Raw genomic sequence first — 23,330 nt, forward strand, 5'->3', positions numbered from 1 at the left:
AGTAATCATGAATGCGTGCAAAAGAATAGTAAGCAGGAATAATATTAAGTGTAGGCACAATAAGAACTGATGTAGGGAAAACAATGCGTATTAAACAAGTCTGTGTGTTGGGTGGTTCAGGTTTTCTGGGCAGCGCCATCGTTCATAAGCTGAGTGCAGCGGGATATGATATCAAAGTGCTGACTCGCCGCCGTGAGGCAAGCAAGCACCTGATCTTGCTGCCCTATGTTCAAGTAGTTGAGTGCGATATCTTTAATGACGCCGCGCTTACACAGCAACTATCCGGTAGCGATGCCGTCATCAACTTGATTGGCTTGCTCCAAGAGAGTGATAAAGTTAGTTTTGAGACTGCGCATATTGAATTACCGCGCCGCGTGGCTGTGATATGCAGCAAGCTTGGCATCAAGCGATTACTCCACACAAGTGCACTGCCAGCCAGCCAAGATGCCTCCAGTGCTTATCTGCGGACTAAAGCGGCTGGTGAAGCTGCCGTGTTGGCTTTTGCCAGCGATATCAATGTGACGATCTTCCGGCCATCGTTGATCTTCGGGCGTGGTGATAGTTTTATCGGCATGTTCGCCAAACTCATCAAAGTATTACCGGTCATTATGCTCATCAAACCGGATGCCAAATTCCAGCCGATATGGGTTGAGGACGTTGCACAAGCATTTGTGAATAGTCTCGGCAATATCGAAACTTATGGCCAGCGTTATGATCTGGGCGGCCCAAGAGTCTATAGCCTGAGAGAGATCGTCGAGTTCGTGATCTTTGTCATGGGTAAAAAGCGCAAGGTCATCGGTTTGAACGACAAACTTTCCTATTATCAGGCTTACGCGATGGAAAAGTTGCCTATCAAGCTACTCACGCGAGATAACCTGCATTCGCTCGAGGTCGATAGCGTATGCGATGGAGCGATTTCTCCGACACTCGATGTTCAGCCTGCTGCGCTTGAAGCCATCGTGCCTGATTACTTGGTGAACGATAATCCGCGCAATCTATATAACAAGTTCCGTGGTCTTGCCGGACGGTAAACTTGTATGGGCTCCTATTTTTAAGGCGCGCGCTTTTCATGACGGGCTCTGAGGTGATGGCTTGAAGGTTTATACCGTAGGCGGTGCCGTCCGCGACGAGCTCCTAGGCCTCAAGGTAAAAGACCGTGACCATGTCGTTGTCGGTAGCAACCCTGCTGAGATGGAAGCCGCCGGTTATCGTCCTGTAGGTAAAGATTTCCCTGTATTTCTCCACCCTACAACGCAAGAAGAGTATGCGCTCGCGCGTACAGAGCGCAAAACGGGTAAAGGCTATAAAGGCTTTCAGGTATATGCCGCACCTGAAGTCACGCTTGAGCAGGATCTTGCACGTAGGGATCTCACAATCAATGCCATTGCGAAAGATGCAAATGGTGACTTGATCGATCCTTATGGTGGGCAGGCCGATATTCAGAGCCGTGTGCTGCGCCATGTGGGTGAAGCCTTTGCTGAAGACCCCGTCCGTATATTACGTGCGGCCCGCTTTGCTGCACGGTTCGCAGACTTTTCCGTAGCGCCTGAGACGTATGTGCTAATGAAACAAATGGTCGATGATGGTGAGGTCGATGCTTTAGTACCGGAACGTGTCTGGCAAGAGCTTGCAAAAGGCCTCATGGAAGCGAAACCATCCCGTATGTTCGAAGTCTTGCGTGAGTGCGGGGCATTAAAGCGAATATTACCTGAGGTCGATCGATTATTCGGCGTTCCACAGCCTGCCCAATATCATCCCGAGATCGATACTGGCATCCATGTGATGATGGTGCTGGATTATGCGGCCGCACAGGGCTATTCATTACCCATACGTTTCTCTGCACTGACCCATGATCTAGGTAAGGGGCTCACCCCTGCCGATATCTTGCCACGCCATATCGGTCATGAGCTGCGTAGTGTCGATCTGTTAAAAGATGTCGTTAAACGGCTGCGTGTTCCGAATGACTGTAAAGAGCTAGCCCATATCGTTGCCAAGTTTCACGGTAAAGTGCACCAGGTGAAAGAGATGCGGCTTGAGACGGTACTCAATTTTCTGATAGAGACAGATGCAATACGGCAACCACAAAGATTCAAAGAGTTTTTGCTTGCTTGTGAGAGTGATTCTCGTGGCAGAACGGGATTTGAAATGGCACCATTTCCTGAAGCTGATTTTTTATTGAAAGCCTTAACGGCTGCTACAAGTATTGATGCCGGGGCTGTGGCGCAGCAGTATGAAAATACAGAAGAAATTAAGGCAGCAGTGTTTTTAGCAAGATTGGATGCATTAAAATCTCTGGAAGCCTCTTAACGCTTAGGCATCCTCCTCTTTTATTGATGTAGGAATATTCTTACATCAGCTTGTACTTAGCACTGATAGCTAGTGCTTTCTTTGCTTCTATACAATACGCCGTGTGCTTTAGTGCTTAAGGTATCTCATTTTAAAGTTAATGAAAGTTTCACATGACCAAGAAAAGTATGTTCTTTGTAATCGCTTTATTTCTTTTCACTTCCATTGCTAATGCAGAAGTAGGCATTTCAGTGAGTGTTGGGCAGCCAGGGTTCTATGGGCAGATCGATATCGGCGACTATTATCCTCAGCCACAGGTGGTGTATGCGCAACCTGTGATTATCGAGCGCGTTCAGGTACGTCCTGCACCCATCTATTTGCATGTGCCTCCTGGACATGCCAAACATTGGTCAAGGTATTGTGGACAGTATGGGGCATGTGCCCGCCCTGTCTATTTTGTCCGCGATACTTGGTACAACGATGTATATGTGCCTAAATACCAAGCGCGCCATCATCCTGAACCACAAAAAGGTGGCCCGGGTAGGCATGATGATAAACATGGTCAAAAAGGTCGTGGCGATGACCATGGTCATGGGCCAGACAAGAAGTAACAACGGTAGGTGTGTTTTTAAGGCTTTAGAAAAGCGCAATGCAAACGATTGGCTGCATTGCGCTTTTGGACATACTTTTAATGTGGCGCATTCACCTTTGAGCCCGCAGTCGGTAATTCCACTTTCACAGCAAAACCAAGCAGGGCTGCGATGATAGCTGCGAGAGCTCCCAAGCCGAATGCCAATCGATATCCGTTATTGAGTGCGATGATCGGGTCAATCCCTTGGTCAAGTAGATTGTAAGTGAGTGCCGCGGCAGCGCTTGCCAGAATTGCTAACCCTAATGCACCGCCCATCATGAACGCTGTATTGACGATACCTGAAGCTAATCCAGATTCCTCTTGAGATACATCACCCATCGCAGCCAGCAATAGCGGGTTGAATGCGATGCCCGCGCCAAAACCGAGTAATAGCATCCCCGGTAGGACGTGCAGGTTGAAGTTCCCAGTAACAGGGGCGAACGCAAAAAGGCCAAGCCCGCTAGCGCCCAGTAGTAAGCCGATGACTAGCGGCGGCCTAATGCCGAAGCGCATGACAATCTTGGCGGAAACGCCGAGTGAAAGTACTGCCATAATCAGGTTAGATGGCAAGAACGCGAGACCTACCTGTAAGGCGCTATAGTTCAATACCAGTTGCAGATAAAGGGCTGAAATAAAGAACCATGCAAACATAGCCGCTGCCCACAATACCGCCATGATATTCACGATCGCTACGTTGCGTAACCTGAGGAAGCGCAGAGGCACGAGTGGAGCTGGAACGCGGGATTCGATGATCAGAAAGCCGATGAGTAGGGCGATAGATAGCGCCAGTAAGGTAAGCGTTTCCACCGACTGCCATCCGGCTTGATGCCCGTTGACGATGGCATATACAGCTAACATGAGGGCCGCGGTGATCGTTAATGCACCTCCGATATCCATATGTTTTATGTCAGTCTGTGGATGACCTACAGGTAAAAGTCTTAGGCAAATGGCATATACAGCGACACCTATTGGCAGATTAACGAGAAATATCCAATGCCAGCTCAATGTACTAGTCAGAATGCCGCCAAGTAGAACACCAACACTCCCGCCACCCGCACAGACGAAACCATAGATTCCCATGGCTTTTGCCCGCTCACCGGTTTCGGTAAAAAGATTCATGATGAGGGAAAGTGCAACGGCAGAGACGACTGCACCACCGATACCTTGAATCGCACGTGCTGTAATCAAGAGGGCTTGTGAATTCGCGATCCCGCATGCGAGTGAAGCGCCCGTAAAGATCACGATGCCCAGCAGAAAAAGTTTACGTTGCCCGAAAAGATCCCCAAGCCGCCCGCCAAGTAACAGAAAGCCGCCGAAGGTCAGCATGTAAGCGTTAACTACCCAAACCAGCGCTGTTTCACTAAAAGCTAAATCAGTGCGAATCGATGGCAGTGCTACATTAACGATGGTGGTGTCGAGGACAATCATCAACTCGCCTAGGCAAAGGATGATGAGCGCCAGCCAGCGTTTGCTGGCGTCGATTGAATGACTCATGGTATTCGGGGTTAGGCTAGGCCAAGCAATGCTAATTGCTGTTGCACATATTCCATTGGTTTGCGCTTGAAACCGCCCTTGGCAAATTGTTGCCAGCGCCCGATCACAAAACAAAGCATCAGGTTAGCTTGCGCATCGGGTTGTAACTGCTTGCCAGTTTGTGCTTCCGCGATACGCAGGCTTTGTTTCAGCGTGGATTCGATACGGTCAAATAATTGGTTGATACGTGTTTGCAGGCTGTCTTCTTCATTGACCAAGGCATCACCGATCAATACGCGTGTCATCCCGGGATTCTTCTCTGCGAATAACAACAGAATCATGACGATGCGTTGTGCCTGTTTCAGGCCATCAGCCTCTTCGGTGGTGATCTTGTTGATGAGGCCGAATAGCGATTGCTCGATGAACTCGATCAAACCGCCGAACATCTGCGCCTTACCCGCAAAGTGACGATACAGCGCTGCTTCGCTCACATCCAATTTTGCAGCGAGTGATGCCGTGGTGATCTTTTCGCGCTTGGGCGATTCCAACATCTTTGCTAGCGTTTCGAGGATTTGTTGTTTGCGTTCGCCTGCCATTGTTCGTCCTTATTTCTTTTATTTCCAGATATTATAACTTGATGCGAGTGAGTGCTAACACGCTATTGATTCTTGCATCTACATAGTTTGGTTTATTGAGTGTCTTCGTGACATAGACCGTTTTCATCCCCAGCCGTTTGGCTGTTCTTAATGCAGGTAAGCTGTCTTCGACCATGATGCAGTTGCCGCCGTTTACACCCAATAGTTTTAATAATCCGCTAAAGCCACGTAGGGATGGCTTAGGGTGGAATCGTGTAGATTCTATACTGAATACAGTCTCAAATATGTCCTGTATGCCAATCAAATCTAAGACTCTAGAGGCGTAAGCAATCGGTGCGTTAGTGAATACTACCTTACGTCCCCGGAGCCGTTGCAGGCTGTATCGCAGATTCTTTGCGGCAACGACCATTGCTGGTAACTCTGCAAATTGATGGGTGTTTTGCAGAAAGTGGTGCGGGTCTACGCCGTGGTGGCGTGTCAGGCCTTTAAGCGTGGCGCCATATACATTCCAGTAGTGTTGTCTTAACGCATGTGCCGCAGGTTCATCCATTTCTAGATGTTCCATCATGTAGCGCGTCATCGCCCGATTGAGATGGGGGAAGATGTGCGCGCTAGCATTATGGAGTGTGTCATCAAGATCGAATATCCAAACCTTAGCGGACATTGTTTGATTGCCAATGACTCGTTCCAAAGACACACCTACCAAACTTATTTAGCCTTGATCAGTGTGCCTACGCCTTCGTCTGTCAGCACTTCCAGCAACAAGGCATGCTCTACCCGGCCATCAATGATATGGACAGATTTAACGCCACTTCGCGCAGCATCCAATGCTGAGCTTATCTTCGGTAACATGCCGCCTGAAAGCGTGCCATCGGCGACTAAATCGTCGATCTGTTTAGGTGTCAGCCCCGTGAGCAATGTGCCGCTTTTATCCAGTACGCCGGGCGTATTCGTCAGTAAAATCAGTTTCTCCGCACCGAGTATTTCAGCGATCTTGCCAGCGACTACGTCAGCATTAATATTGTAAGTTTCACCTTCGATACCAACGCCGATAGGTGCGATCACCGGAATAAAGTCACCACCATCCAAGAAGTTAAGCAGGCTAGGGTCAATGCCCACGATATCGCCGACTTGGCCAATATCGATCATCTCATCCGGGTTTGTCAGGCTTTGAATCAGCAGTTTTTTTGCATGAATGAAATTACCATCTTGCCCCGTTAGGCCAACAGCTTTGCCGCCGTGTCTATTAATGAGGTTAACGATCTCTTTATTGACCTGGCCGCCGAGTACCATCTCCACGATATCCATGGTTTCTTCATCAGTTACCCGCATGCCTTGGATGAATTCGCCTTTTTTGCCGAGTCTATCCAATAGGTCATTGATCTGTGGGCCGCCGCCATGCACCACCACGGGGTTCATGCCGACTAGCTTGAGCAGGACGACATCGCGAGCGAAGCAGTCCTTTAAGTGCGGATCTATCATGGCATTGCCGCCGTATTTGATGACGATGGTCTTATCAAAGAAACGTTTGATATACGGTAATGCTTCAGCCAGTGTCTGGGCTTTTTGTATGGCGGTGGTCTCAGTAAGCATTGATGCACTCTAGTGAGGGAATGAAAGATTTGCGTATTTTACATTGAATATGTGACGAGGCTGTGTTCGATTTAAGCGATGTCTTCTATAATCGTTTCATAGCGACCAGAATCATTCAGGATGACCATGCCCAGTGATATAGAAATCGCTCAGCAAGCCAAGATGAAGAAGATATGCGAGATTGCAGATTCTCTTGGTTTACCTGAGGAAGCAGTCGAGCGTTACGGGCATTACAAAGCAAAGATAGACGTTGACCTGATGCAGGATTTTCAATGTCGACCGGATGGCAAGCTGATATTGGTCACGGCCATTAGCCCGACACCTGCAGGTGAAGGGAAAACCACGACTACCGTGGGTTTGGGTGATGCCTTAAGTCGAATAGGCAAAAAAGCCATGATATGCCTGCGTGAGCCAGCACTTGGCCCTGTTTTTGGCATGAAAGGCGGTGCCGCTGGCGGTGGCTATGCGCAAGTGGTGCCGATGGAGGACATCAATCTCCATTTCACGGGTGATTTTGCCGCCATTGCTTCAGCGCACAACCTGCTTTCTGCCCTCATTGATAATCATATCCATCATGGTAATACCTTAGGCATCGACCCGCGCCAAGTCACCTGGAAACGCGTGATCGATATGAATGACCGTGCATTGCGCCAAGTCGTCGTTGGTCTTGGTGGTAAGGTCAATGGGCAAGTGCGCGAAGATGGTTTTGATATCGTTGTGGCATCGGAGGTGATGGCGATATTTTGTCTTGTAAGCTCATTGCAAGAGCTCAGGCAACGCTTAGGCAATATCGTCATTGGCTACGGTTTCGATGGTCAGCGTATCAAAGCCAGTGATCTAAAAGCACATGGTGCGATGACGGTGCTGCTTAAAAACGCACTCAAGCCCAATTTAGTCCAAACGCTTGAAAATACCCCCGCATTCATTCATGGCGGACCGTTTGCGAATATCGCGCATGGTTGCAATTCATTGATCGCCACACGGCTTGCACTTAAGTTATCTGATTATGTAGTGACTGAGGCTGGTTTTGGCGCCGATCTGGGTGCGGAAAAATTCATTGATATCAAATGCCGTAAATCAGGCATCAAGCCTGATGCGTGTGTCGTCGTCGCAACCATACGTGCGCTTAAATATCATGGCGGTGTGGATGTTGATACATTGTCACAAGAAAATCTGCCTGCATTGGATGCTGGTATGGTGAATCTTGAAAAACACGTTGAAAATGTCACGCAGCATTACAAATTGCCTTGCGTTGTCTCCATCAATCGATTCACCTCGGATACAGAAGCAGAGCTGCAACTGGTGCAAAGCCGTATGGCAAGCAAAGGTGTGAATGTCGTTATTGCGGAGCACTGGGAAAAAGGATCAGCAGGGGCAGAATTACTGGCCTATGAAGTGGTCAGGTTAGCTGAAACTGCGGCATCTACCATGCAATATGTCTATGCCGATAACGATACGTTGTGGGAAAAGATGCATAAAGTAGCCACCAAGATATATGGCGCTACGGATATCACGGCCACTAGACGCCTGCGCGCACTGATTGAAAAACTCCAGACGGATGGTTATGGCCATTACCCGATATGTGTAGCAAAGACGCAATCTTCTTTTTCAACAGATGCCACTATTCGTGGGGCACCTCAAGGGCATATTGTCACTATTACTGAAGTTAGGTTAAGTGCAGGTGCTGAGTTTATTGTGATGATCTGCGACGATATCATGACCATGCCCGGACTGCCCAAAATCCCTTGTGCCACTAAGATTGATATTAATGAGCAAGGTCTTGTCATTGGCTTGTTTTGACTTTTTATAGTACCTAAAAACCTAATATCATTTTCTTTCGTCGGTAATTCCCTTTAGTTTCAACTGGATGACAAAATACGTCACCCTTATAAAAATACTTGCAAATCGTTTTTCTCAAGAGCATAGTGCATACATATTTGTTACATATTGTAACAAATATGTGAGTTAGGTGAGATGTTATGTAAGAAACATACTCTCTAGCCGATGCCGCTATCGTCATCTGGGTGAATCCGAACACCTGCAACAAACGGGCACCGACCAGACTGCATGTCTCTGTAAACTTTAGTTTTGGAGAAGCAAAATGGACAAAAAAATCAAAATAGCATTTTTGAGCGGTGTAATGCTCATTTCCTCGACCGCACAAGTGCAGGCTGCAACTGCGACAACCACGATGCTGGTTACCGCTACTGTGCTGACTAGTTGCCTTGTGACTGCGTTACCTCTTGCTTTTGGTAACTACGACCCGAGCAGTGTTACTGATCGTACAACGACTACAACGACTACCGTTACCTGCACCGGTGTCGCAAATAACTACACCCTTGCAATGAATGCTGGTACTGGTTCGGGTGCTACTGTGGCAGCACGTAAGATGACATTTGGTGCTTCAACGCTCAATTACTCAGTCTATACAACAGCGGCGCACACTACCGTATGGGGGGATGGCACAGCTGGCACTGGCACCGTAACGGGAAATGGGGTGCTGGGCGTGACTAATCACACCGTGTATGGGGTGATACCAGCAGGGCAGAGCCCCAATGCTGGTGCCTATAGCGATACGATCAATATCACACTCACATATTAGTCATGCATAGATCGTGGTGGGCAGCGACTTTTGTCGCTGTTGTGGGGCTGGCTATGCTGGTATCTGATGCCGCAGTGGGTGCAAGTGCCCTTCAGATTACGCCATTGCGGCTGGAATTCACCAAGCTGCAATCCATGACTACGCTTACTATCAAGAATCGCGGCACAACTGCGACCTTGGTACAGATGGATGTTTACAAGTGGACGCAACAAAATGGCGAGGACGTTCTTGAACCATCTCGCGATGTGCTGGTAAGCCCGCCTGTCTTTACTGTGGATCCTCATGGTGAACAGGTGATTCGTGCGGTGGTGCGCAGAAAGCCTGATGAGCAAAAAGAGATCACATATCGGTTATTTTTACGTGAGATTGCCGACCGAGCAACGGAAGAGTCGACAAATGAAACGGTGAGAGTATTGCTCGGTTTTAGTCTACCTATATTTGTGAAGCCCAATATTGCTTCCGAACACGATGTGGTATGGACTGCAAAAAAGCTAGCTGATCATAAAGTAAGCATCAAACTTAATAACCAAGGACAACAGCACCTCCAAGTATCTTCATTTCAGCTCGAAAATGAACAGGGCAAGATAATTACAGGGCAATCACAGATGTCCTATGTGCTGCCTGACAACCACCGAGAATGGATGTTAGATATAGAGGACCCTGACCCTGGCCCGACAATAAATCTGGTAGCAAAAACGGATAGTGGGGAGCTCCGTGAGAAATTGGTACTGGAGCGACCTTAGCTATTTTCTAGTATTGATGTCTTTGTGCAGTAACTTTAGTTACGGTACAGAGGTTGCAGACTATGACCAATCTGGTTTGCCACGTCCGCAGTTACATATGACCAAGAGCTTATTCCAAGAGTTGGCCTATGAAGCCAAAGTGAATGAGCAAGCCGACCAGGAGACAGTAGTGTTCCTTCGTACATCCAGTGGCTATTTGTTGGCATCCGAGGCGTTTCTGCAGCGCTCACGCATGGTATTGCCACCTGAGAGCGATGTGATTGAATATTATGGTGAGCGTTTTGTGCCCATCAATCAGCTACCTAAAGTTGATGTGAGTATCAATGAAAAAAATAGCGAGATTGCCATCACGGCACCCCCGGATATTTTTGTGCCGATTGAGATTGAGGGTAGGAAGCTGACAAAATCAGTAGCCGTTAAAGAAAATGGCGCATTCTTTAACTATGATCTGTTCGCGCAGAAATTCGATAGCGCGTCTCAATATGACGGACGTTTTGAACTTGGTATTTTTAATCATTATGGTGTCGGGCAAATGAATATACTGGCCCGGGACTTTAGTAATCAAAAAGAACTTATTCGATTAGAAACCAACTGGACAGTAGATCGTCCCGACGAGATGGCTAGTTGGCGGCTTGGTGATGGCATTAATAGTGGCGGAAGTATCGGCCGACCTATTCGTTTCGGTGGCATTCAATACAGTACCAACTTTGCAACCCAACCTGATTTTGTCGCGTTTCCTCAATATTCATTACGCGGTAGCGCAGCTTTACCATCGACCGTCGATCTCTATATCAATAATGTGCGTTCATTCAGCCAAGAGGTTGCCCCCGGTCCCTTTACGATCAATAACCTGCCTGTGTTGACTGGTAGCGGTGAAGCACGATTGGTGGTGCGAGATATGTTCGGACGTGAGCAGTTGATCTCCCAGCCCTACTATGCCAGTCGTACATTGCTAAAAAAAGGATTGAGCGATTATTCCTATGAAGGTGGGTTCGAGAGATTCAATTATGGATTCGTGAGTGATGACTATCGGGATATTTTTGCATCCGGCACCCATCGTTATGGCGTATCAGAGAAGCTCACAGTAGAGGGGCATGCAGAGGTAAAAGCCAAACAACAAACGGGGAGTATCAGCAATGTTCTTTTATTACCTAAGCTTGGCGTGCTGGATGGCACATTGGCCTTCAGTAACAGTAGCGGAAACGAGCGTGGTGGGGGACATCTTCAATCTGTCGGCTTTGAAAGGCAGAGCGCGGGGTGGAGTTATGGTTTACGCACTCAAATAGCTAGTCAAGACTTTAGGCAATTGGGTTTGCCAGAAGGGATATCCGCCCCTGCAAGGTTAAGTACGGTTTTTCTGGCATGGCATCAAGCTAATTTTGGATCGGTCAGCATGAATTATATCGACCAGAAGAACCGCGAGTTGGAAAATGCCCGGCTATTGAGTATCAATTATAGCCGCACGATTTTTGGTGACTGGTTCTTGAATGTGAATGCTTTCAAGAACCTCGAGAGTCAGGAAGGCTATACCGTCGGGTTCAATATCATCAAAGCGCTCGATAATCGTACCAGTGGCAGTATGTTCAACACCTATAGCCGTCAATTTCAGGAAAACTCTTTGCAGGTACAGCGGGCTTTACCCGCTGGCAATGGCGTTGGGTATCGTGCGCTTGTCAGCGATGGTACGTATCCTCGGCAAGAGGCGGGTGTGAGTGTGCAAAATGATATCGGTACCTATAGTGTGGATGCCTCTCACCGTAACGATATGGATGCTTATCGTATGACGGCAAGTGGGGGTGTTGCGTATGCAGGTGGGCATGCGGTATTGACTAGGCGCATTGGTAATGGATTTGCAATGGTTGATGTAGGTGGATACCCAAATGTAAAAGTATTTGCTGAGAATCAGTTGATCGGCATGACTGATAAGAACGGTATGCAGATCATTCCGAATCTGCGTGCATATCAGCGCAACCGCATCACAATTGACCCGACCGATATCCCTTTTGAAGTGCAGGTGGATGCGGTTGTCATGGAGGCTGTACCTTATTATCGCAGTGCCAGCTATTTGCGCTTTCCCATCCGAAAGGAGAAATCTGCAACGTTACACATTCGTCAGAGAAATGGTTTGCCCGTACCATCAGGTGCAGTTTTTAAGAGCGCAAAAGATGATGCTACTGGTTTTCCTGTTGCTGATCTTGGGTTTCTTTTCCTGAAGTATCTGGATAAAAAGAATCACTTTATAGGTAAATGGCAGGATAACGTCTGCGAATTCGATCTCGACTACCCTGAAACTCAAGACCCGATACCCTACTTGGGAGAGGTCTTCTGCAAATGACATCTTCATTATGGCTGTGCAGATATCCTAAGAGCGCTATTGCCGCCATTGCGATACTGATGGCGTCTTATGCGCCGCTAGCGCATGCAATTGCGATTTGTAGTGTAACCGCTACAGGGCCTGTGATTATCTACGACCCTTCAGATTCCGGTGACAACATTACCGGCGTGGGCTCGGTGACCGTATCGTGTCTGATTCTTGTACAAGTAACACCAGTGACTTATCAAATACAAATGGGGCTTAGCCCCGGTAATGCCAATTATACGAATAGGACCATGAAATTCTCGGGCAATAATCTTAACTACAATTTATATACCAACCCCGCACGCAATATCGTTTGGGGTAATGGTAGCTCTGGGACATCAACAAGAGGCGACAGTATTGCAGGGCTATTGGGAGTAACGGCTATTCCGTATGATATTTATGCACGCATCCCTGCCCATCAGTCTGTGACTGCGGGTGTTTACACCGATACGCTTAATATCCTGATTGTTTATTAGACTTTCTTGATAAAGACTTTTGAGCGGCGCTGTAGGTTGTAAAGTGCCTGCCTCTCATTAGGCAAAGCACTGACATCACGCTCTATGAATCCGCGTTCGATAAACCAATGTTCCGTACGTGTCGTCAGGACGAATAACGTCTTTAACCCTTTTACTTTTGCCTGTTCTTCACAGAATTGCAATAGACGATCTCCACGACCGCCTCGCCTGAATGAAGGGTGCACTGCCATGCAGGCAAGTTCTGCCGTTTTTTCCTTGGTGAATGGATAAAGTGCCGCGCAGCCAATGATGCGACCATCATGCTCCATCACATAGAACCGGTTGATCTCCATTTCCAGTCGCTCGCGCCCACGTCTTACCAAGACGCCTTCAGCCTCTAAAGGCTCGATGAGCTGTAATATCCCACCGACATCACCAATCTCAGCTTCACGCATCGATTCGAGCGGTGCTTCAGTAATCATGGTACCGATGCCGCTATGGGTGAATAGCTCCTGCAATATCGCACCATCTACATGGCGACTGATCATGTGCGTACGTGCAACCCCCTGATCGCAGGCCTTGATGGCCGCTGGCAGGTAATATAGTTCATCTTCACTGATATTCTGGCCGCCATTATTCTGCGTGTGGCGCAATAGATTCTTGGCCTTATCGGCTGTCATTTCGCGTAATAGCTCGCCACGGGCGTTGTGTACACCGCTGGAATCCATCAAAAAGATCAGTTTGTCGGCATCTAACGCAATGGCCGCATTGACGGCGACATCTTCCAGCGTCAAATTAAATATCTCGCCAGTGGGTGAATAGCCAAGTGGCGAGAGCAAGACGAGTTCGCCATCATCCAGTCTTTTCTGGATGCCGATATCATCGATCTTTCTTACCTCACCGGTATGTTGCAGGTCTACACCATCCAGCACGCCTAATGGTTTTGCGGTAACAAAATTCCCACTAGCCACGCGTATATCTGAACCTGCCATCGGCGAATTTACGATACCCATCGATAGTAAGGATTCGATCTCTACCCGTACAGCACCATTGGCTTCTTTTACCGCTTCCATGGCTTCGTCATCCGTCACGCGCAGGCCGTTCACGATCCTTGTTTGCAGCTTTGCGCGCTTTAGGCGCGATTCAATCTGCGGGCGTGAACCATGCACAAGTACCAGTCTTACTTCTAGGCTGGCTAACAGATTCAGATCGTGAGATAGCGCAACGAACTGCCCGTCATCAACGACTTCCCCGCCGAAGGCAATCACGAATGTACGGCCACCGAAGGCATGTATATACGGAGTTGCCGAGCGGAACCATCGCACGAAATCCTGCGGCTGTATGCTCGATTGTGTATTAGATAATGCGGTAGCTGAGGCTGGTGAATCCGTCTGTGCGTATAGGTAGGCTGGCGTGCAATCAAGTGCCGCACAGAGTTTGCGCAACATCTGCTCTGATACACCTTGCGTGCCGCGCTCTATGCGAGAGAGATTGCCGCTATCTGCGCCTACGACTTTCGCTAGTGCCTGCAAAGTCAGGTTGAGCGCTTTTCTTCTTTTACGTATCGATAGACCGATAGACATGATGACCCTTAGAGTTTCTGCGTATTTTGCATTATTATAAATAAATATACGAAAATCGCAAAAATTAAAAGAATCTAGTTGAAATCACCCCATAGCGTTTGCATCGCGGCGAGCGCTGCCATAGCGGCAGTTTCTGTGCGTAAGATGCGTTGCCCCAGTTTTACCGGCATGAACTCATGTAATGTGGCTAGTTGAATCTCGTCGTCTGTTAGCCCGCCCTCGCAGCCGATGAGTAAGCAAATATCGCCCGTTGGGGTGTTTAACGTTTTGAGTGTTTGGGTTGTATTCGGTGCAAGTGTGATGCGGGTGCCAAAATTCGGTGCACGGCTCAGCCAGTTTGGCAGCGATATTGGCGCCTCCACGGTGGGAATAAATGCCCGTCCTGACTGTTCGCTGGCAGATATGGCGATATTTTGCCAATGTTCACGACGTTTCTCCGCGCGTTCGCCGCTTAGTTTTACTACGCTGCGTTGCGTGGCGATCGGTTGGATGGCGGTAATGCCCAGTTCAACGGCTTTCTGTATCGTGAAATCCATGCGGTCGCCTGACGATATACCCTGAAGTAATGTGACCTTGATGGGCGACTCATTCTCAGCGGTTTGACTCGATTTTATTTTTACACTGACATCGTTTTTGTTGATGAATACCAGTTCCGCAAGGTAATTGATGCCGTCGCCATTAAAAAGTGTCGCGCTATTGCCCACTTGCATACGTAAGGCTCTGGACGCATGAATCGCTGAGTTGTTGGGGAGCTTGATGACCGCGCCGAGGGCAAGCTTAGTGGGGCAGTAGAAACGTGGAGATGCCATCTAATAATCCCGTGTAATCATGGAAGTAAATAATAGTGATAGAATAATTATGGTTATTCCGGTTTTGATTGATAGGCTTTGATCAAGATGCATTTTGATTAGGGTTATTTTGATTCAAGTGCATTGATTCATCATGCCTCAAGCGCATCTTAAAGTGAGCAATTTAAGGATTTTGTGGTGATATTGCAATGGTAAGTCTTCAGCCGCCTGTTTGTGATTTTGGTTGGAAAGCCCCTGATTTTAAACTCCCCGGTGTGGATGGCCGAATGTGGACGCTCGCCGATGTGCGTGGCCCTAATGGTACCCTGGTCATGTTTATCTGTAATCATTGTCCTTACGTGAAAGCTATCATGCAACGGCTGGTGGATGATGTGCGTGAGTTAAAAGCATTAGGTGTGAATGCGGTTGCCATCATGTCCAACGATGTCAATGATTACCCTGAAGATTCGTTTGAGAATATGAAGGTAATCTCCAATACATTTGATTTTTCATTTCCCTACGTACTTGACGATGCACAACTGATTGCAAAAGCTTATGATGCAGTGTGTACGCCTGATTTTTTTGGATTTAATGCCAGTCTTGAGTTGCAATACCGGGGGCGTTTCGATGCCTCAAGAAAAGAAACGGCTAATGACAGTAGCCGGGATTTGTTTTATGCCATGCGCGCAATTGCGCAGACGGGCGTTGGTCCTGTTGAGCAGATTGCGAGTATGGGCTGCTCGATTAAATGGAAAAGCGAAACTTAAGTGGCATGAATTTTGCGTTGATTTGAATGGATTTAGTCGCGTTAATTGAGCAATGATTTGCTTTGTGAGGGCGCGCAGAATAAAGGTTCTGTGTTTTTAGCCGTATTAATATTTTTAAACTAGAGTGAATCTTAAATTTTGCAATCACCCAGCATCAAAGATGTATTAGGAAAGCTGATCTCACTTACGGGTGAGCGGGATACAAATTCTTTAGAAATTTCCCTAGCGCAAACATTGTTTGATCTCGTCGCGCCGGGCGCTGTCGTGATCTATCGGGCAGTGAATATAGATAAACACATCTTCTCCGCAACGGCTATTGGCGATGAAGCCTATGATGGCATGATCCCCGACTCCTTGTTGCAGGCCTTGGAAGAGTGCGCCAGAACAGCCAAATGCGTTAGCTATAAGGGCGATGGTGCCTTGCCTGTCGAGCTTTATCCGCTGATGTGCGCAAAAAGCCAGCCTTTGGCCGTTGTCGCGATCGAATCTACCCAGCACGAAAAGCATTTTCATGAAGTCACTGAAATGCTGCTGCAGATCTACCAGAATTTTATCGGCCTTATCAACGACAATGAGCGCGACACGCTCACAGGCTTGCTGAACCGCAAGACCTTTGAACGCAAAATCGGCAAGGTTATTACGCAAATACAGAATTCAAGCAAGCGCAAGGATGACCAGTCCTCGCGTCAATATTTCCTGGCGATCTTTGATATCGACCATTTCAAGCATGTGAATGATCAATATGGTCATTTGATTGGTGATGAAGTGCTATTGCTATTCTCACAATTAATGACACAGGGTTTGCGTGATAAAGACCTGCTTTTCCGTTTTGGCGGAGAAGAATTCGTGGGCGTATTTGAGTGCTTGAATGCGGCTGAAATGCAGATGGTGCTTGATCGCTTCAGGGAAAAAGTAGGGGCTTTTTCCTTCCCGCAAGTTGGTCGCGTCACCATCAGTACCGGGTTCACCGATATTTCAGGGTTTGATGTATCGACTCAATTAATCGATCGGGCAGATTTGGCGCTCTATTATGCTAAAAATCATGGCCGTAATAGCGTGTATCGTTATGAGACGTTGATCGAGAGTGGTGAATTGCAAGAAAGCAAGATAGAAAGCGATATCGAGCTTTTCTAAAAAACCGAGTGGTTAAAATGAATGGTCGTAAAATAGCCCCGTTCTGCGGGGCTATTTTTTGTACCTTTTTAGTGAGTATGTCAGGTAATAGACCCGTCAGCCGCATGGTTTTAAATCCCGCTGATATGCGCAATATAAAATAACCCTGATAAAATGAATGGCTTGACCATTTTAATGAGCGGAAACAGGCGGTTTGCGCCGATTTCGGTCTTGCTCAAAGTGCTTAAATAAGCAATAATCACGTTTTTTAAACGCCTTTAAAAAAATATCGAAAACCAGTAGTAACATCCTGCCAGTATCAGGAATTTCGATTTAATTCATCTTGTGAAAGAATTTGAGCTTAGGTGGCTGACTGATCATTGGGTCGGCAGAGCACCTTTTCTCTTTAAACCCCTTGGGAGATATGTATGGCAGCAACCCGTGTAGATTTAGCAAATGCCATTCGTGCACTATCAATGGATGCAGTTCAGAAGGCCAATTCTGGTCACCCTGGCGCTCCGATGGGCATGGCAGAAATTGCAGAAGTATTGTGGAACCACAACCTGAGCCACAACCCAAACAACTCTAAATGGGCAAATCGTGACCGTTTTGTATTGTCTAACGGTCATGGCTCTATGTTGATTTACTCATTGCTGCATCTGACAGGCTACAACCTGCCAATCGAGCAGATCAAGACATTCCGTCAATTGCATTCACAATGTGCTGGTCACCCAGAATATGGCTACGCAGAAGGCATTGAGACCACTACTGGTCCACTAGGTCAAGGTATTGCTAACGGCGTTGGTTTCGCAATGGCTGAGAAATTGCTTGCTGACCAATTCAACAAGCCAGGCCACGAGATTGTTGACCACTATACTTATGTGTTCCTAGGTGACGGCTGTATGATGGAAGGCGTTTCCCACGAGGCTTGCGCATTGGCTGGCACATGGGGTCTGGGCAAGCTGGTTGCATTCTGGGATGACAACGGCATCTCTATCGATGGTCATATTGAAGGTTGGTACACAGATGACACGGCAGGCCGCTTCACAGCATACGGCTGGCATGTTGTTTCTGTTGATGGCCACGATTCTGCAGCTATCCAAGCCGCAATCGATGCAGCGAAAAAAGTCACAGACAAACCATCATTGATCTGCTGCAAAACGATCATTGGTAAAGGTTCTCCAAACAAATCCGGTTCACATGATTGTCACGGTTCTGCATTAGGTGATGCTGAAGTTGCAGCAACCCGTGCTGAAATCGGCTGGCCGCATGAGCCATTCGTCATTCCACAAGACGTATACGATGGCTGGAACCAAAAAGATAAAGGCGCAAAACGCGAATCTGACTGGAACGCTAAATTTGATGCATACGCTAAGGCATTCCCAGCAGAGGCAGCAGAGTTCAAACGTCGTATGAACAACGAACTGCCAACTAACTGGAAGGCTGAAACAGACAAGATCATCGCTGCTATCAACGAAAAAGCAGAAGGTGTTGCTTCACGTAAAGCATCACAAAACGCGATTACTGCATTAGCTCCATTACTGCCAGAGTTCCTAGGTGGTTCTGCTGACTTGACAGGTTCAAACCTGACAGCCGCTTCTAGCTTTAAGCATGTAAGTGCTAAAGAGCCAGGTAACTACATCTCTTACGGTGTACGTGAATTCGGTATGGCAGCGATCATGAACGGTATTGCATTGCACGGTGGCTTGTTGCCATTCGGTGGTACATTCCATATGTTCTCTGACTACATGAAGAACGGTATGCGTATGTCTGCGTTGATGCATCAACGTGTGATCTACGTGCTAACTCATGACTCTATCGGTCAAGGCGAAGATGGCCCAACTCACCAACCAGTGGAAAACACTTCTGGTCTGCGTTACATCCCACGTATGGATGTATGGCGTCCTGCTGATGCAACTGAGACTACAGTAGCTTGGGTTGCTGCAGTTGAGCGTTCAGACGGCCCAACTAGCTTGGTGCTTTCACGTCAGAACTTGCCAGGTATCAAGCACGATGCTAAAGACTTCGAAGCGATCCGTAAGGGTGGCTATGTATTGTCTGATGCGTCCGGCAAAGCTGATGTGATCATTATCGCTAACGGCTCAGAGTTGGATCTAGCTGTTAAAGCGGCTGCTGAGTTGACTGCTGCTGGTACTAAAGTACGTGTGGTTTCTATGCCATCTACTAACGTATTCGACCGCCAAGATCCAGCATACAAAGACAGCGTTCTGACCCCAGGTGTTGTTCGTGTAGCGGTTGAAGCTGCTCACCCGGACTTCTGGCGTAAGTATGTAGGTCTGGAAGGTGCTGTTGTTGGTATCGACACATTCGGTGAATCTGCACCGGGTGGCGTATTGTTGAAGCACTTCGGTTTTACAGTTGAAAATGTTGTGAAAACTGTTAAGTCAGTACTGTAAAATATAGGTAGTAAGACTAAAAAGGGGGCCTCTCTGTATGCGGCTCCCTTTTTGTTTATGGAAGGGTTGGAAATGACGATCAAAGTTGGCATTAATGGTTTTGGACGTATCGGGCGTATGGCATTCCGTGCAGCGATCAAAGACTTTAAGGATATTGAAGTTGTCGCGATCAATGACCTATTAGAGCCTGAGTATCTGGCGTATCTGCTAAAGCATGACTCTGTGCATGGGCGCTTTGATGGTGATGTTTCTGTCAGCGATAACCATCTGGTTGTGAACGGCAAGACGATTCGCCTGACTGCTGAGAAAGACCCTGCTAACCTGAAATGGCGTGAAGTGGGCGTCGAGGTCGTGATCGAAGCGACGGGTTTCTTTCTCACTGAAGAGACTTGCCAGAAGCATATTGATGCTGGTGCCAAAAAAGTCGTTCAATCTGCACCATCCAAAGATGACACGCCGATGTTCGTTTATGGGGTGAACCACGATAGCTACAAAGGTGAAGCGATCGTTTCTGCCGCCTCTTGTACGACCAATGCATTGGCACCTGTTGCTAAAGTATTAAACGATACCTTTGGTATTAAGCGCGGTTTGATGACCACCGTACATGCTGCCACAGCAACGCAAAAGACAGTTGATGGACCATCTAACAAGGATTGGCGCGGCGGTCGCGGTATTCTGGAAAATATCATCCCTTCATCTACTGGCGCTGCTAAAGCTGTCGGTAAGGTAATCCCTGAATTGAATAAGAAATTGACGGGTATGGCGTTCCGAGTACCGACATCTGACGTCTCAGTGGTTGACCTGACCTGTGAGCTGAATAAAGAAGCGACTTATGCGCAGATCGTCGATGCGATGAAGGCCGCTTCAGAAAGCGGCCCATTAAAAGGTGTGCTAGGCTTTACTAACGAGAAAGTGGTTTCTACTGACTTCCGCGGTGAGACATGTCCATCTGTCTTCGATGCGGATGCAGGCATACAGCTTGACCCGACTTTTGTGAAGGTCGTGGCTTGGTACGACAATGAATACGGCTATACATGCAATCTGATGCGCTTGGTGCAGCATATCGCCTAAATGGCAAGCTAAGCTGGTCAAGGTGAGAGGTATCGGATGTATTTGTCCGGTGCGATAAAAAATAAAGGGAAAACATGTCCGTAATAAAAATGACCGATCTGGACTTGAAGGGCAAACGCGTTCTTATACGCGAAGACTTCAATGTACCAATCGAGGCTGATGGCAGCATCGCTGACGATGCGCGTATTCGTGCCACTCTGCCAACCATACAGCATGCGGTTGCCGCAGGTGCGAAAGTCATGTTGATGTCCCATCTTGGGCGCCCTAAAGAGGGTTCATTGGATTGTCGTCCTGCTGGGGAAGATAGCTTGGCGCAGATCGCTGCCTATTTGCAAAAGCTAGTAGGTGTGGATGTTGCGTTCTACCGGGATTGGTTAGGCAAAGACAAAGCTGCTTTGGCTGGTATGAAGAATGGTGAGATCGCCATGCTTGAGAACGTTCGCTTTAATGTGGGTGAATGTAGTAACGATGAAGCGCTTTCACGCCAAATGGCTGAGCTGTGTGACATCTATGTAATGGATGCTTTTGGTAGTGCCCATCGTGCACAAGCTTCTACGCATGGCGTGGCTAAATTCGCGCCGGTCGCATGCGCTGGCCCTTTGCTAGTGAGTGAGCTGGATGCGCTTGGAAAAGCGCTGGATCAACCTGCGCACCCGATGGTCGCTATTGTCGGTGGCTCTAAAGTCTCGACCAAGCTTACTGTGATGGAATCGCTATCGCATATCGTCGATCAATTGATTGTTGGCGGTGGTATCGCGAATACATTCATTAAAGCTGCCGGACACAATGTCGGTAAATCATTATTTGAGGCAGATCTTGTTGATGTGGCGAAAAAGCTCATCGACACTGCAAAGTCTGAAGGACGTGATATCCCTATTCCCGTCGATGTAGTAGTGGGTAAGAAGTTCGACCAGAATGAAACGGCGATTACCAAAGATGTCGATGCAGTTGAAGATGACGATATGATTTTTGATATCGGTCCAAAGACTGCAGCTATCTATGCCGAGTATCTTAAAAAAGCTGGCACTATTGTATGGAATGGCCCTGTTGGCGTATTCGAGTTCGATCAGTTCGGTCAAGGCACTAAGGCGCTGGGGATGGCAATCGCCGAAAGCCCGGCATTCTCTATCGCGGGGGGTGGCGATACATTGGCAGCGATCTACAAATATGGTATCGCAGAACGTATCTCATATGTGTCGACCGGTGGTGGTGCTTTCCTTGAGTTTCTTGAAGGTAAAAAATTGCCAGCGGTTGAGATCCTGGAGCAACGTTTTTCAGCATAATTGGCTCAAGTTTTGGCTAAATCAATAAAGGGGGCAAACAGCCCCCTTTTTGTTTTCGGTGAACAGGCATACTATTAAAGCGGTCATATATATTCAATGTGTAGCAAAACAATGAGGTGAGCCATTGAATCTCCGCAAAACAAAGATCGTCGCAACGCTGGGTCCTTCGTCAAATAGTCGTGAAGTATTGGAATCACTTTTTGATGCAGGCGTAGATGTCGTCCGACTTAATTTCTCACATGGTACGGCGCAAGATCATATCGACCGTGCCATGCTGGTCAGAGAGATCGCTACAGAAAAACAGCGACCTGTTGGTATCTTGTGTGACCTACAGGGGCCTAAAATCAGAATAGGTAAATTCGTTGATGGGCGCATCCTCCTTAAAGTCGGCGATAAATTTATCTTGGATGCTCAATGCCCTTTGGGTAATCAGGAGCGAGTGGGGCTGGATTATAAGACATTGCCATCGGAAGTAGATCCGGGTGCGGTATTGCTGCTTGATGATGGTCGTATCGTCATGTTCGTCGATGCTGTGGAAGGCGAGGAGATACGGTGCACCATCAAAGTGGGCGGTATATTGTCGAATAATAAGGGCATCAACCGCATGGGTGGGGGGCTTGCGGCGGAAGCATTAACTGATAAAGACAAAGCCGATATCAAGACAGCTGCTGAATTAAAAGCGGACTATGTTGCTATCTCATTCCCGCGTAGTGGTGCCGATGTGAACCTAGCGCGTGACTTGGTGAGAGCCGCTGGCGGGCATGCCAGCATCGTTGCCAAGATCGAACGCGCAGAGGCCATTGATGCGCTGGAGGAGATCATTACAGCATCTGATGTGATCATGGTTGCACGGGGTGATTTGGGTGTTGAGGTAGGTGATGCTGTTGTCCCCGGTTTGCAAAAACGCATGATCCGGATGGCTCGTGCGCAAAATAAAGTGGTAATTACAGCTACACAGATGATGGAGTCGATGATTGCTAACCCTATCCCGACTCGGGCTGAGGTCTCTGATGTAGCGAATGCGGTGCTGGATGGCACCGATGCCGTCATGCTCTCAGCCGAAACCGCAGCAGGGCAGTACCCGATAGAGGCGGTAGCGGCCATGCATCGGGTATGTATGGAAGCCGAAAAAGAATATTACGAAGATAGCCTGAAGCCTCAGGTGAATCAGGCTTTTAAAGCAATCGATGAATCAATCGCCATGGCAACCGTATATACAGCCAAGCATCTCAAGGTAAAAGCAATTGCGGCCATCACCCAATCGGGCGCCTCGGTTCTATGGCTATCCCGCTCAAGTACCAGTGTGCCTATTTATGCGCTGACCCCTGAGCAAAGTACGCTTCGAAAACTCACTTTGTATCGTGGTGTTTACCCGTATCGTATGGAAATGGATACCAAAGATCGAGACAAAATATTGCACGATGCTGAAGAAGTGTTGTTGAGTCGTGGTGCCGTTGAGAGTAATGATTTGATCTTGCTGACCATCGGTGAGCCGATTGGTAAAGCGGGTAGTACCAACACCATGAAGATCGTTAAAGTCGGCGAGCATAGGGAAAATTAAGGAGTTCAG

Annotated in this window: 20 protein-coding genes; 14 read left to right on the forward strand and 6 right to left on the reverse strand. The window is 47.8% G+C overall.

Going from position 1 to position 23,330, the window contains the following annotated elements:
• Nucleotides 1-83 precede the first annotated feature (83 nt).
• The 3 genes from A7981_RS02300 to A7981_RS02310 all read left to right on the forward strand — a co-directional run bounded on the left by A7981_RS02300 (nt 84) and on the right by A7981_RS02310 (nt 2,897).
• Nucleotides 84-1,031 carry a complex I NDUFA9 subunit family protein gene (locus A7981_RS02300; RefSeq protein ID WP_067263451.1) on the forward strand — a complete coding sequence of 316 codons (948 nt, stop codon included), beginning with the start codon at nt 84-86 and terminating at the stop codon, nt 1,029-1,031.
• Nucleotides 1,032-1,092: 61 nt separating this feature from the next.
• Nucleotides 1,093-2,307 (forward strand): multifunctional CCA addition/repair protein, encoded by a 1,215-nt coding sequence (locus A7981_RS02305; RefSeq protein WP_067263453.1) that lies wholly within the window; start codon nt 1,093-1,095, stop codon nt 2,305-2,307.
• 152 nt (nt 2,308-2,459) lie between these two features.
• Nucleotides 2,460-2,897, forward strand: coding sequence for a hypothetical protein (locus A7981_RS02310; protein ID WP_067263455.1), 438 nt, complete (start codon nt 2,460-2,462; stop codon nt 2,895-2,897).
• A 77-nt stretch (nt 2,898-2,974) separates the two neighbouring features.
• Here A7981_RS02310 and A7981_RS02315 read toward each other — a convergent pair whose 3' ends face one another.
• From A7981_RS02315 to argB, 4 genes are read right to left on the reverse strand one after another with little or no spacing between them, the layout of a single operon-like run.
• Nucleotides 2,975-4,411, reverse strand: a complete 1,437-nt coding sequence (locus A7981_RS02315) for a DHA2 family efflux MFS transporter permease subunit (RefSeq protein WP_067263457.1) — start codon at nt 4,409-4,411, stop codon at nt 2,975-2,977.
• 11 nt (nt 4,412-4,422) lie between these two features.
• Nucleotides 4,423-4,986 (reverse strand): nucleoid occlusion factor SlmA, encoded by a 564-nt coding sequence (slmA, locus tag A7981_RS02320; RefSeq protein ID WP_067263459.1) that lies wholly within the window; start codon nt 4,984-4,986, stop codon nt 4,423-4,425.
• 31 nt (nt 4,987-5,017) lie between these two features.
• The gene (locus tag A7981_RS02325) at nt 5,018-5,650 is read right to left on the reverse strand and encodes a pyrimidine 5'-nucleotidase (RefSeq protein ID WP_067263461.1); all 633 of its coding nucleotides are present in this window, start codon (nt 5,648-5,650) and stop codon (nt 5,018-5,020) included.
• A gap of 44 nt (nt 5,651-5,694) precedes the next feature.
• A complete protein-coding gene (argB, locus tag A7981_RS02330; RefSeq protein ID WP_067263463.1) occupies nt 5,695-6,579 on the reverse strand; it encodes an acetylglutamate kinase in 885 nt (294 codons plus the stop codon).
• Nucleotides 6,580-6,705: 126 nt separating this feature from the next.
• Between argB and A7981_RS02335 the strand changes: the two genes are divergently transcribed.
• The 5 genes from A7981_RS02335 to A7981_RS02355 all read left to right on the forward strand — a co-directional run bounded on the left by A7981_RS02335 (nt 6,706) and on the right by A7981_RS02355 (nt 12,759).
• Nucleotides 6,706-8,379, forward strand: coding sequence for a formate--tetrahydrofolate ligase (locus A7981_RS02335; protein ID WP_067263467.1), 1,674 nt, complete (start codon nt 6,706-6,708; stop codon nt 8,377-8,379).
• A gap of 301 nt (nt 8,380-8,680) precedes the next feature.
• On the forward strand, nt 8,681-9,181 hold the full coding sequence (locus A7981_RS02340) for a spore coat U domain-containing protein (RefSeq protein ID WP_067263470.1): 501 nt from the start codon (nt 8,681-8,683) through the stop codon (nt 9,179-9,181).
• Between the two features lie 2 nt (nt 9,182-9,183).
• On the forward strand, nt 9,184-9,924 hold the full coding sequence (locus A7981_RS02345; RefSeq protein ID WP_067263479.1) for a molecular chaperone: 741 nt from the start codon (nt 9,184-9,186) through the stop codon (nt 9,922-9,924).
• Nucleotides 9,896-12,259: a fimbria/pilus outer membrane usher protein gene (locus tag A7981_RS02350; protein WP_131800926.1), complete on the forward strand. Its 2,364-nt coding sequence runs from the start codon at nt 9,896-9,898 to the stop codon at nt 12,257-12,259. The genes A7981_RS02345 and A7981_RS02350 overlap by 29 nt, the downstream gene beginning before the upstream one ends.
• Complete coding sequence (locus tag A7981_RS02355; protein WP_067263482.1) at nt 12,256-12,759, forward strand: spore coat protein U domain-containing protein; 504 nt, start codon at nt 12,256-12,258, stop codon at nt 12,757-12,759. Before A7981_RS02350 ends, A7981_RS02355 begins: the two co-directional genes overlap by 4 nt.
• Here A7981_RS02355 and argA read toward each other — a convergent pair.
• The gene (argA, locus tag A7981_RS02360) at nt 12,756-14,321 is read right to left on the reverse strand and encodes an amino-acid N-acetyltransferase (protein ID WP_067263485.1); all 1,566 of its coding nucleotides are present in this window, start codon (nt 14,319-14,321) and stop codon (nt 12,756-12,758) included. The two genes, A7981_RS02355 and argA, sit on opposite strands and share 4 nt — an antisense overlap.
• A gap of 74 nt (nt 14,322-14,395) precedes the next feature.
• Complete coding sequence (locus tag A7981_RS02365; RefSeq protein WP_067263488.1) at nt 14,396-15,130, reverse strand: 16S rRNA (uracil(1498)-N(3))-methyltransferase; 735 nt, start codon at nt 15,128-15,130, stop codon at nt 14,396-14,398.
• 188 nt (nt 15,131-15,318) lie between these two features.
• Here A7981_RS02365 and A7981_RS02370 point away from each other — a divergent pair, with 188 nt between their 5' ends.
• The 6 genes from A7981_RS02370 (at nt 15,319) to pyk (ending at nt 23,321) form a co-directional block, all read left to right on the forward strand.
• Entirely contained in the window at nt 15,319-15,876 is a 558-nt protein-coding gene (locus A7981_RS02370; protein WP_067263490.1) for a thioredoxin family protein, read from the forward strand.
• A gap of 138 nt (nt 15,877-16,014) precedes the next feature.
• Nucleotides 16,015-17,010 (forward strand): GGDEF domain-containing protein, encoded by a 996-nt coding sequence (locus A7981_RS02375; RefSeq protein ID WP_067263492.1) that lies wholly within the window; start codon nt 16,015-16,017, stop codon nt 17,008-17,010.
• A 407-nt stretch (nt 17,011-17,417) separates the two neighbouring features.
• Nucleotides 17,418-19,406, forward strand: a complete 1,989-nt coding sequence (tkt, locus tag A7981_RS02380) for a transketolase (RefSeq protein WP_067263495.1) — start codon at nt 17,418-17,420, stop codon at nt 19,404-19,406.
• Between the two features lie 72 nt (nt 19,407-19,478).
• Nucleotides 19,479-20,477: a type I glyceraldehyde-3-phosphate dehydrogenase gene (gene gap, locus A7981_RS02385; protein ID WP_067266390.1), complete on the forward strand. Its 999-nt coding sequence runs from the start codon at nt 19,479-19,481 to the stop codon at nt 20,475-20,477.
• 74 nt (nt 20,478-20,551) lie between these two features.
• Nucleotides 20,552-21,760, forward strand: coding sequence for a phosphoglycerate kinase (locus tag A7981_RS02390; protein ID WP_067263498.1), 1,209 nt, complete (start codon nt 20,552-20,554; stop codon nt 21,758-21,760).
• 124 nt (nt 21,761-21,884) lie between these two features.
• Complete coding sequence (pyk, locus tag A7981_RS02395) at nt 21,885-23,321, forward strand: pyruvate kinase (RefSeq protein WP_067263501.1); 1,437 nt, start codon at nt 21,885-21,887, stop codon at nt 23,319-23,321.
• The last annotated feature ends 9 nt before the right edge of the window (nt 23,322-23,330 follow it).

Origin of the sequence: Methylovorus sp. MM2 (genome assembly GCF_001648895.1) — a bacterium.
Classification (GTDB): domain Bacteria; phylum Pseudomonadota; class Gammaproteobacteria; order Burkholderiales; family Methylophilaceae; genus MM1.

What these genes read in the sequence shown, in the direction of transcription:
- A7981_RS02300 (WP_067263451.1), top strand. Translation starts at nt 84, where the DNA reads ATGCGTATTAAACAAGTCTGTGTGTTGGGTGGTTCAGGTTTTCTGGGC.
- A7981_RS02310 (WP_067263455.1), top strand. Translation starts at nt 2,460, where the DNA reads ATGACCAAGAAAAGTATGTTCTTTGTAATCGCTTTATTTCTTTTCACT.
- A7981_RS02315 (WP_067263457.1), bottom strand. Translation starts at nt 4,411, where the DNA reads ATGAGTCATTCAATCGACGCCAGCAAACGCTGGCTGGCGCTCATCATC.
- slmA (WP_067263459.1), bottom strand. Translation starts at nt 4,986, where the DNA reads ATGGCAGGCGAACGCAAACAACAAATCCTCGAAACGCTAGCAAAGATG.
- A7981_RS02325 (WP_067263461.1), bottom strand. Translation starts at nt 5,650, where the DNA reads ATGTCCGCTAAGGTTTGGATATTCGATCTTGATGACACACTCCATAAT.
- argB (WP_067263463.1), bottom strand. Translation starts at nt 6,579, where the DNA reads ATGCTTACTGAGACCACCGCCATACAAAAAGCCCAGACACTGGCTGAA.
- A7981_RS02335 (WP_067263467.1), top strand. Translation starts at nt 6,706, where the DNA reads ATGCCCAGTGATATAGAAATCGCTCAGCAAGCCAAGATGAAGAAGATA.
- A7981_RS02340 (WP_067263470.1), top strand. Translation starts at nt 8,681, where the DNA reads ATGGACAAAAAAATCAAAATAGCATTTTTGAGCGGTGTAATGCTCATT.
- A7981_RS02345 (WP_067263479.1), top strand. Translation starts at nt 9,184, where the DNA reads ATGCATAGATCGTGGTGGGCAGCGACTTTTGTCGCTGTTGTGGGGCTG.
- A7981_RS02355 (WP_067263482.1), top strand. Translation starts at nt 12,256, where the DNA reads ATGACATCTTCATTATGGCTGTGCAGATATCCTAAGAGCGCTATTGCC.
- argA (WP_067263485.1), bottom strand. Translation starts at nt 14,321, where the DNA reads ATGTCTATCGGTCTATCGATACGTAAAAGAAGAAAAGCGCTCAACCTG.
- A7981_RS02365 (WP_067263488.1), bottom strand. Translation starts at nt 15,130, where the DNA reads ATGGCATCTCCACGTTTCTACTGCCCCACTAAGCTTGCCCTCGGCGCG.
- A7981_RS02370 (WP_067263490.1), top strand. Translation starts at nt 15,319, where the DNA reads ATGGTAAGTCTTCAGCCGCCTGTTTGTGATTTTGGTTGGAAAGCCCCT.
- tkt (WP_067263495.1), top strand. Translation starts at nt 17,418, where the DNA reads ATGGCAGCAACCCGTGTAGATTTAGCAAATGCCATTCGTGCACTATCA.
- gap (WP_067266390.1), top strand. Translation starts at nt 19,479, where the DNA reads ATGACGATCAAAGTTGGCATTAATGGTTTTGGACGTATCGGGCGTATG.
- A7981_RS02390 (WP_067263498.1), top strand. Translation starts at nt 20,552, where the DNA reads ATGTCCGTAATAAAAATGACCGATCTGGACTTGAAGGGCAAACGCGTT.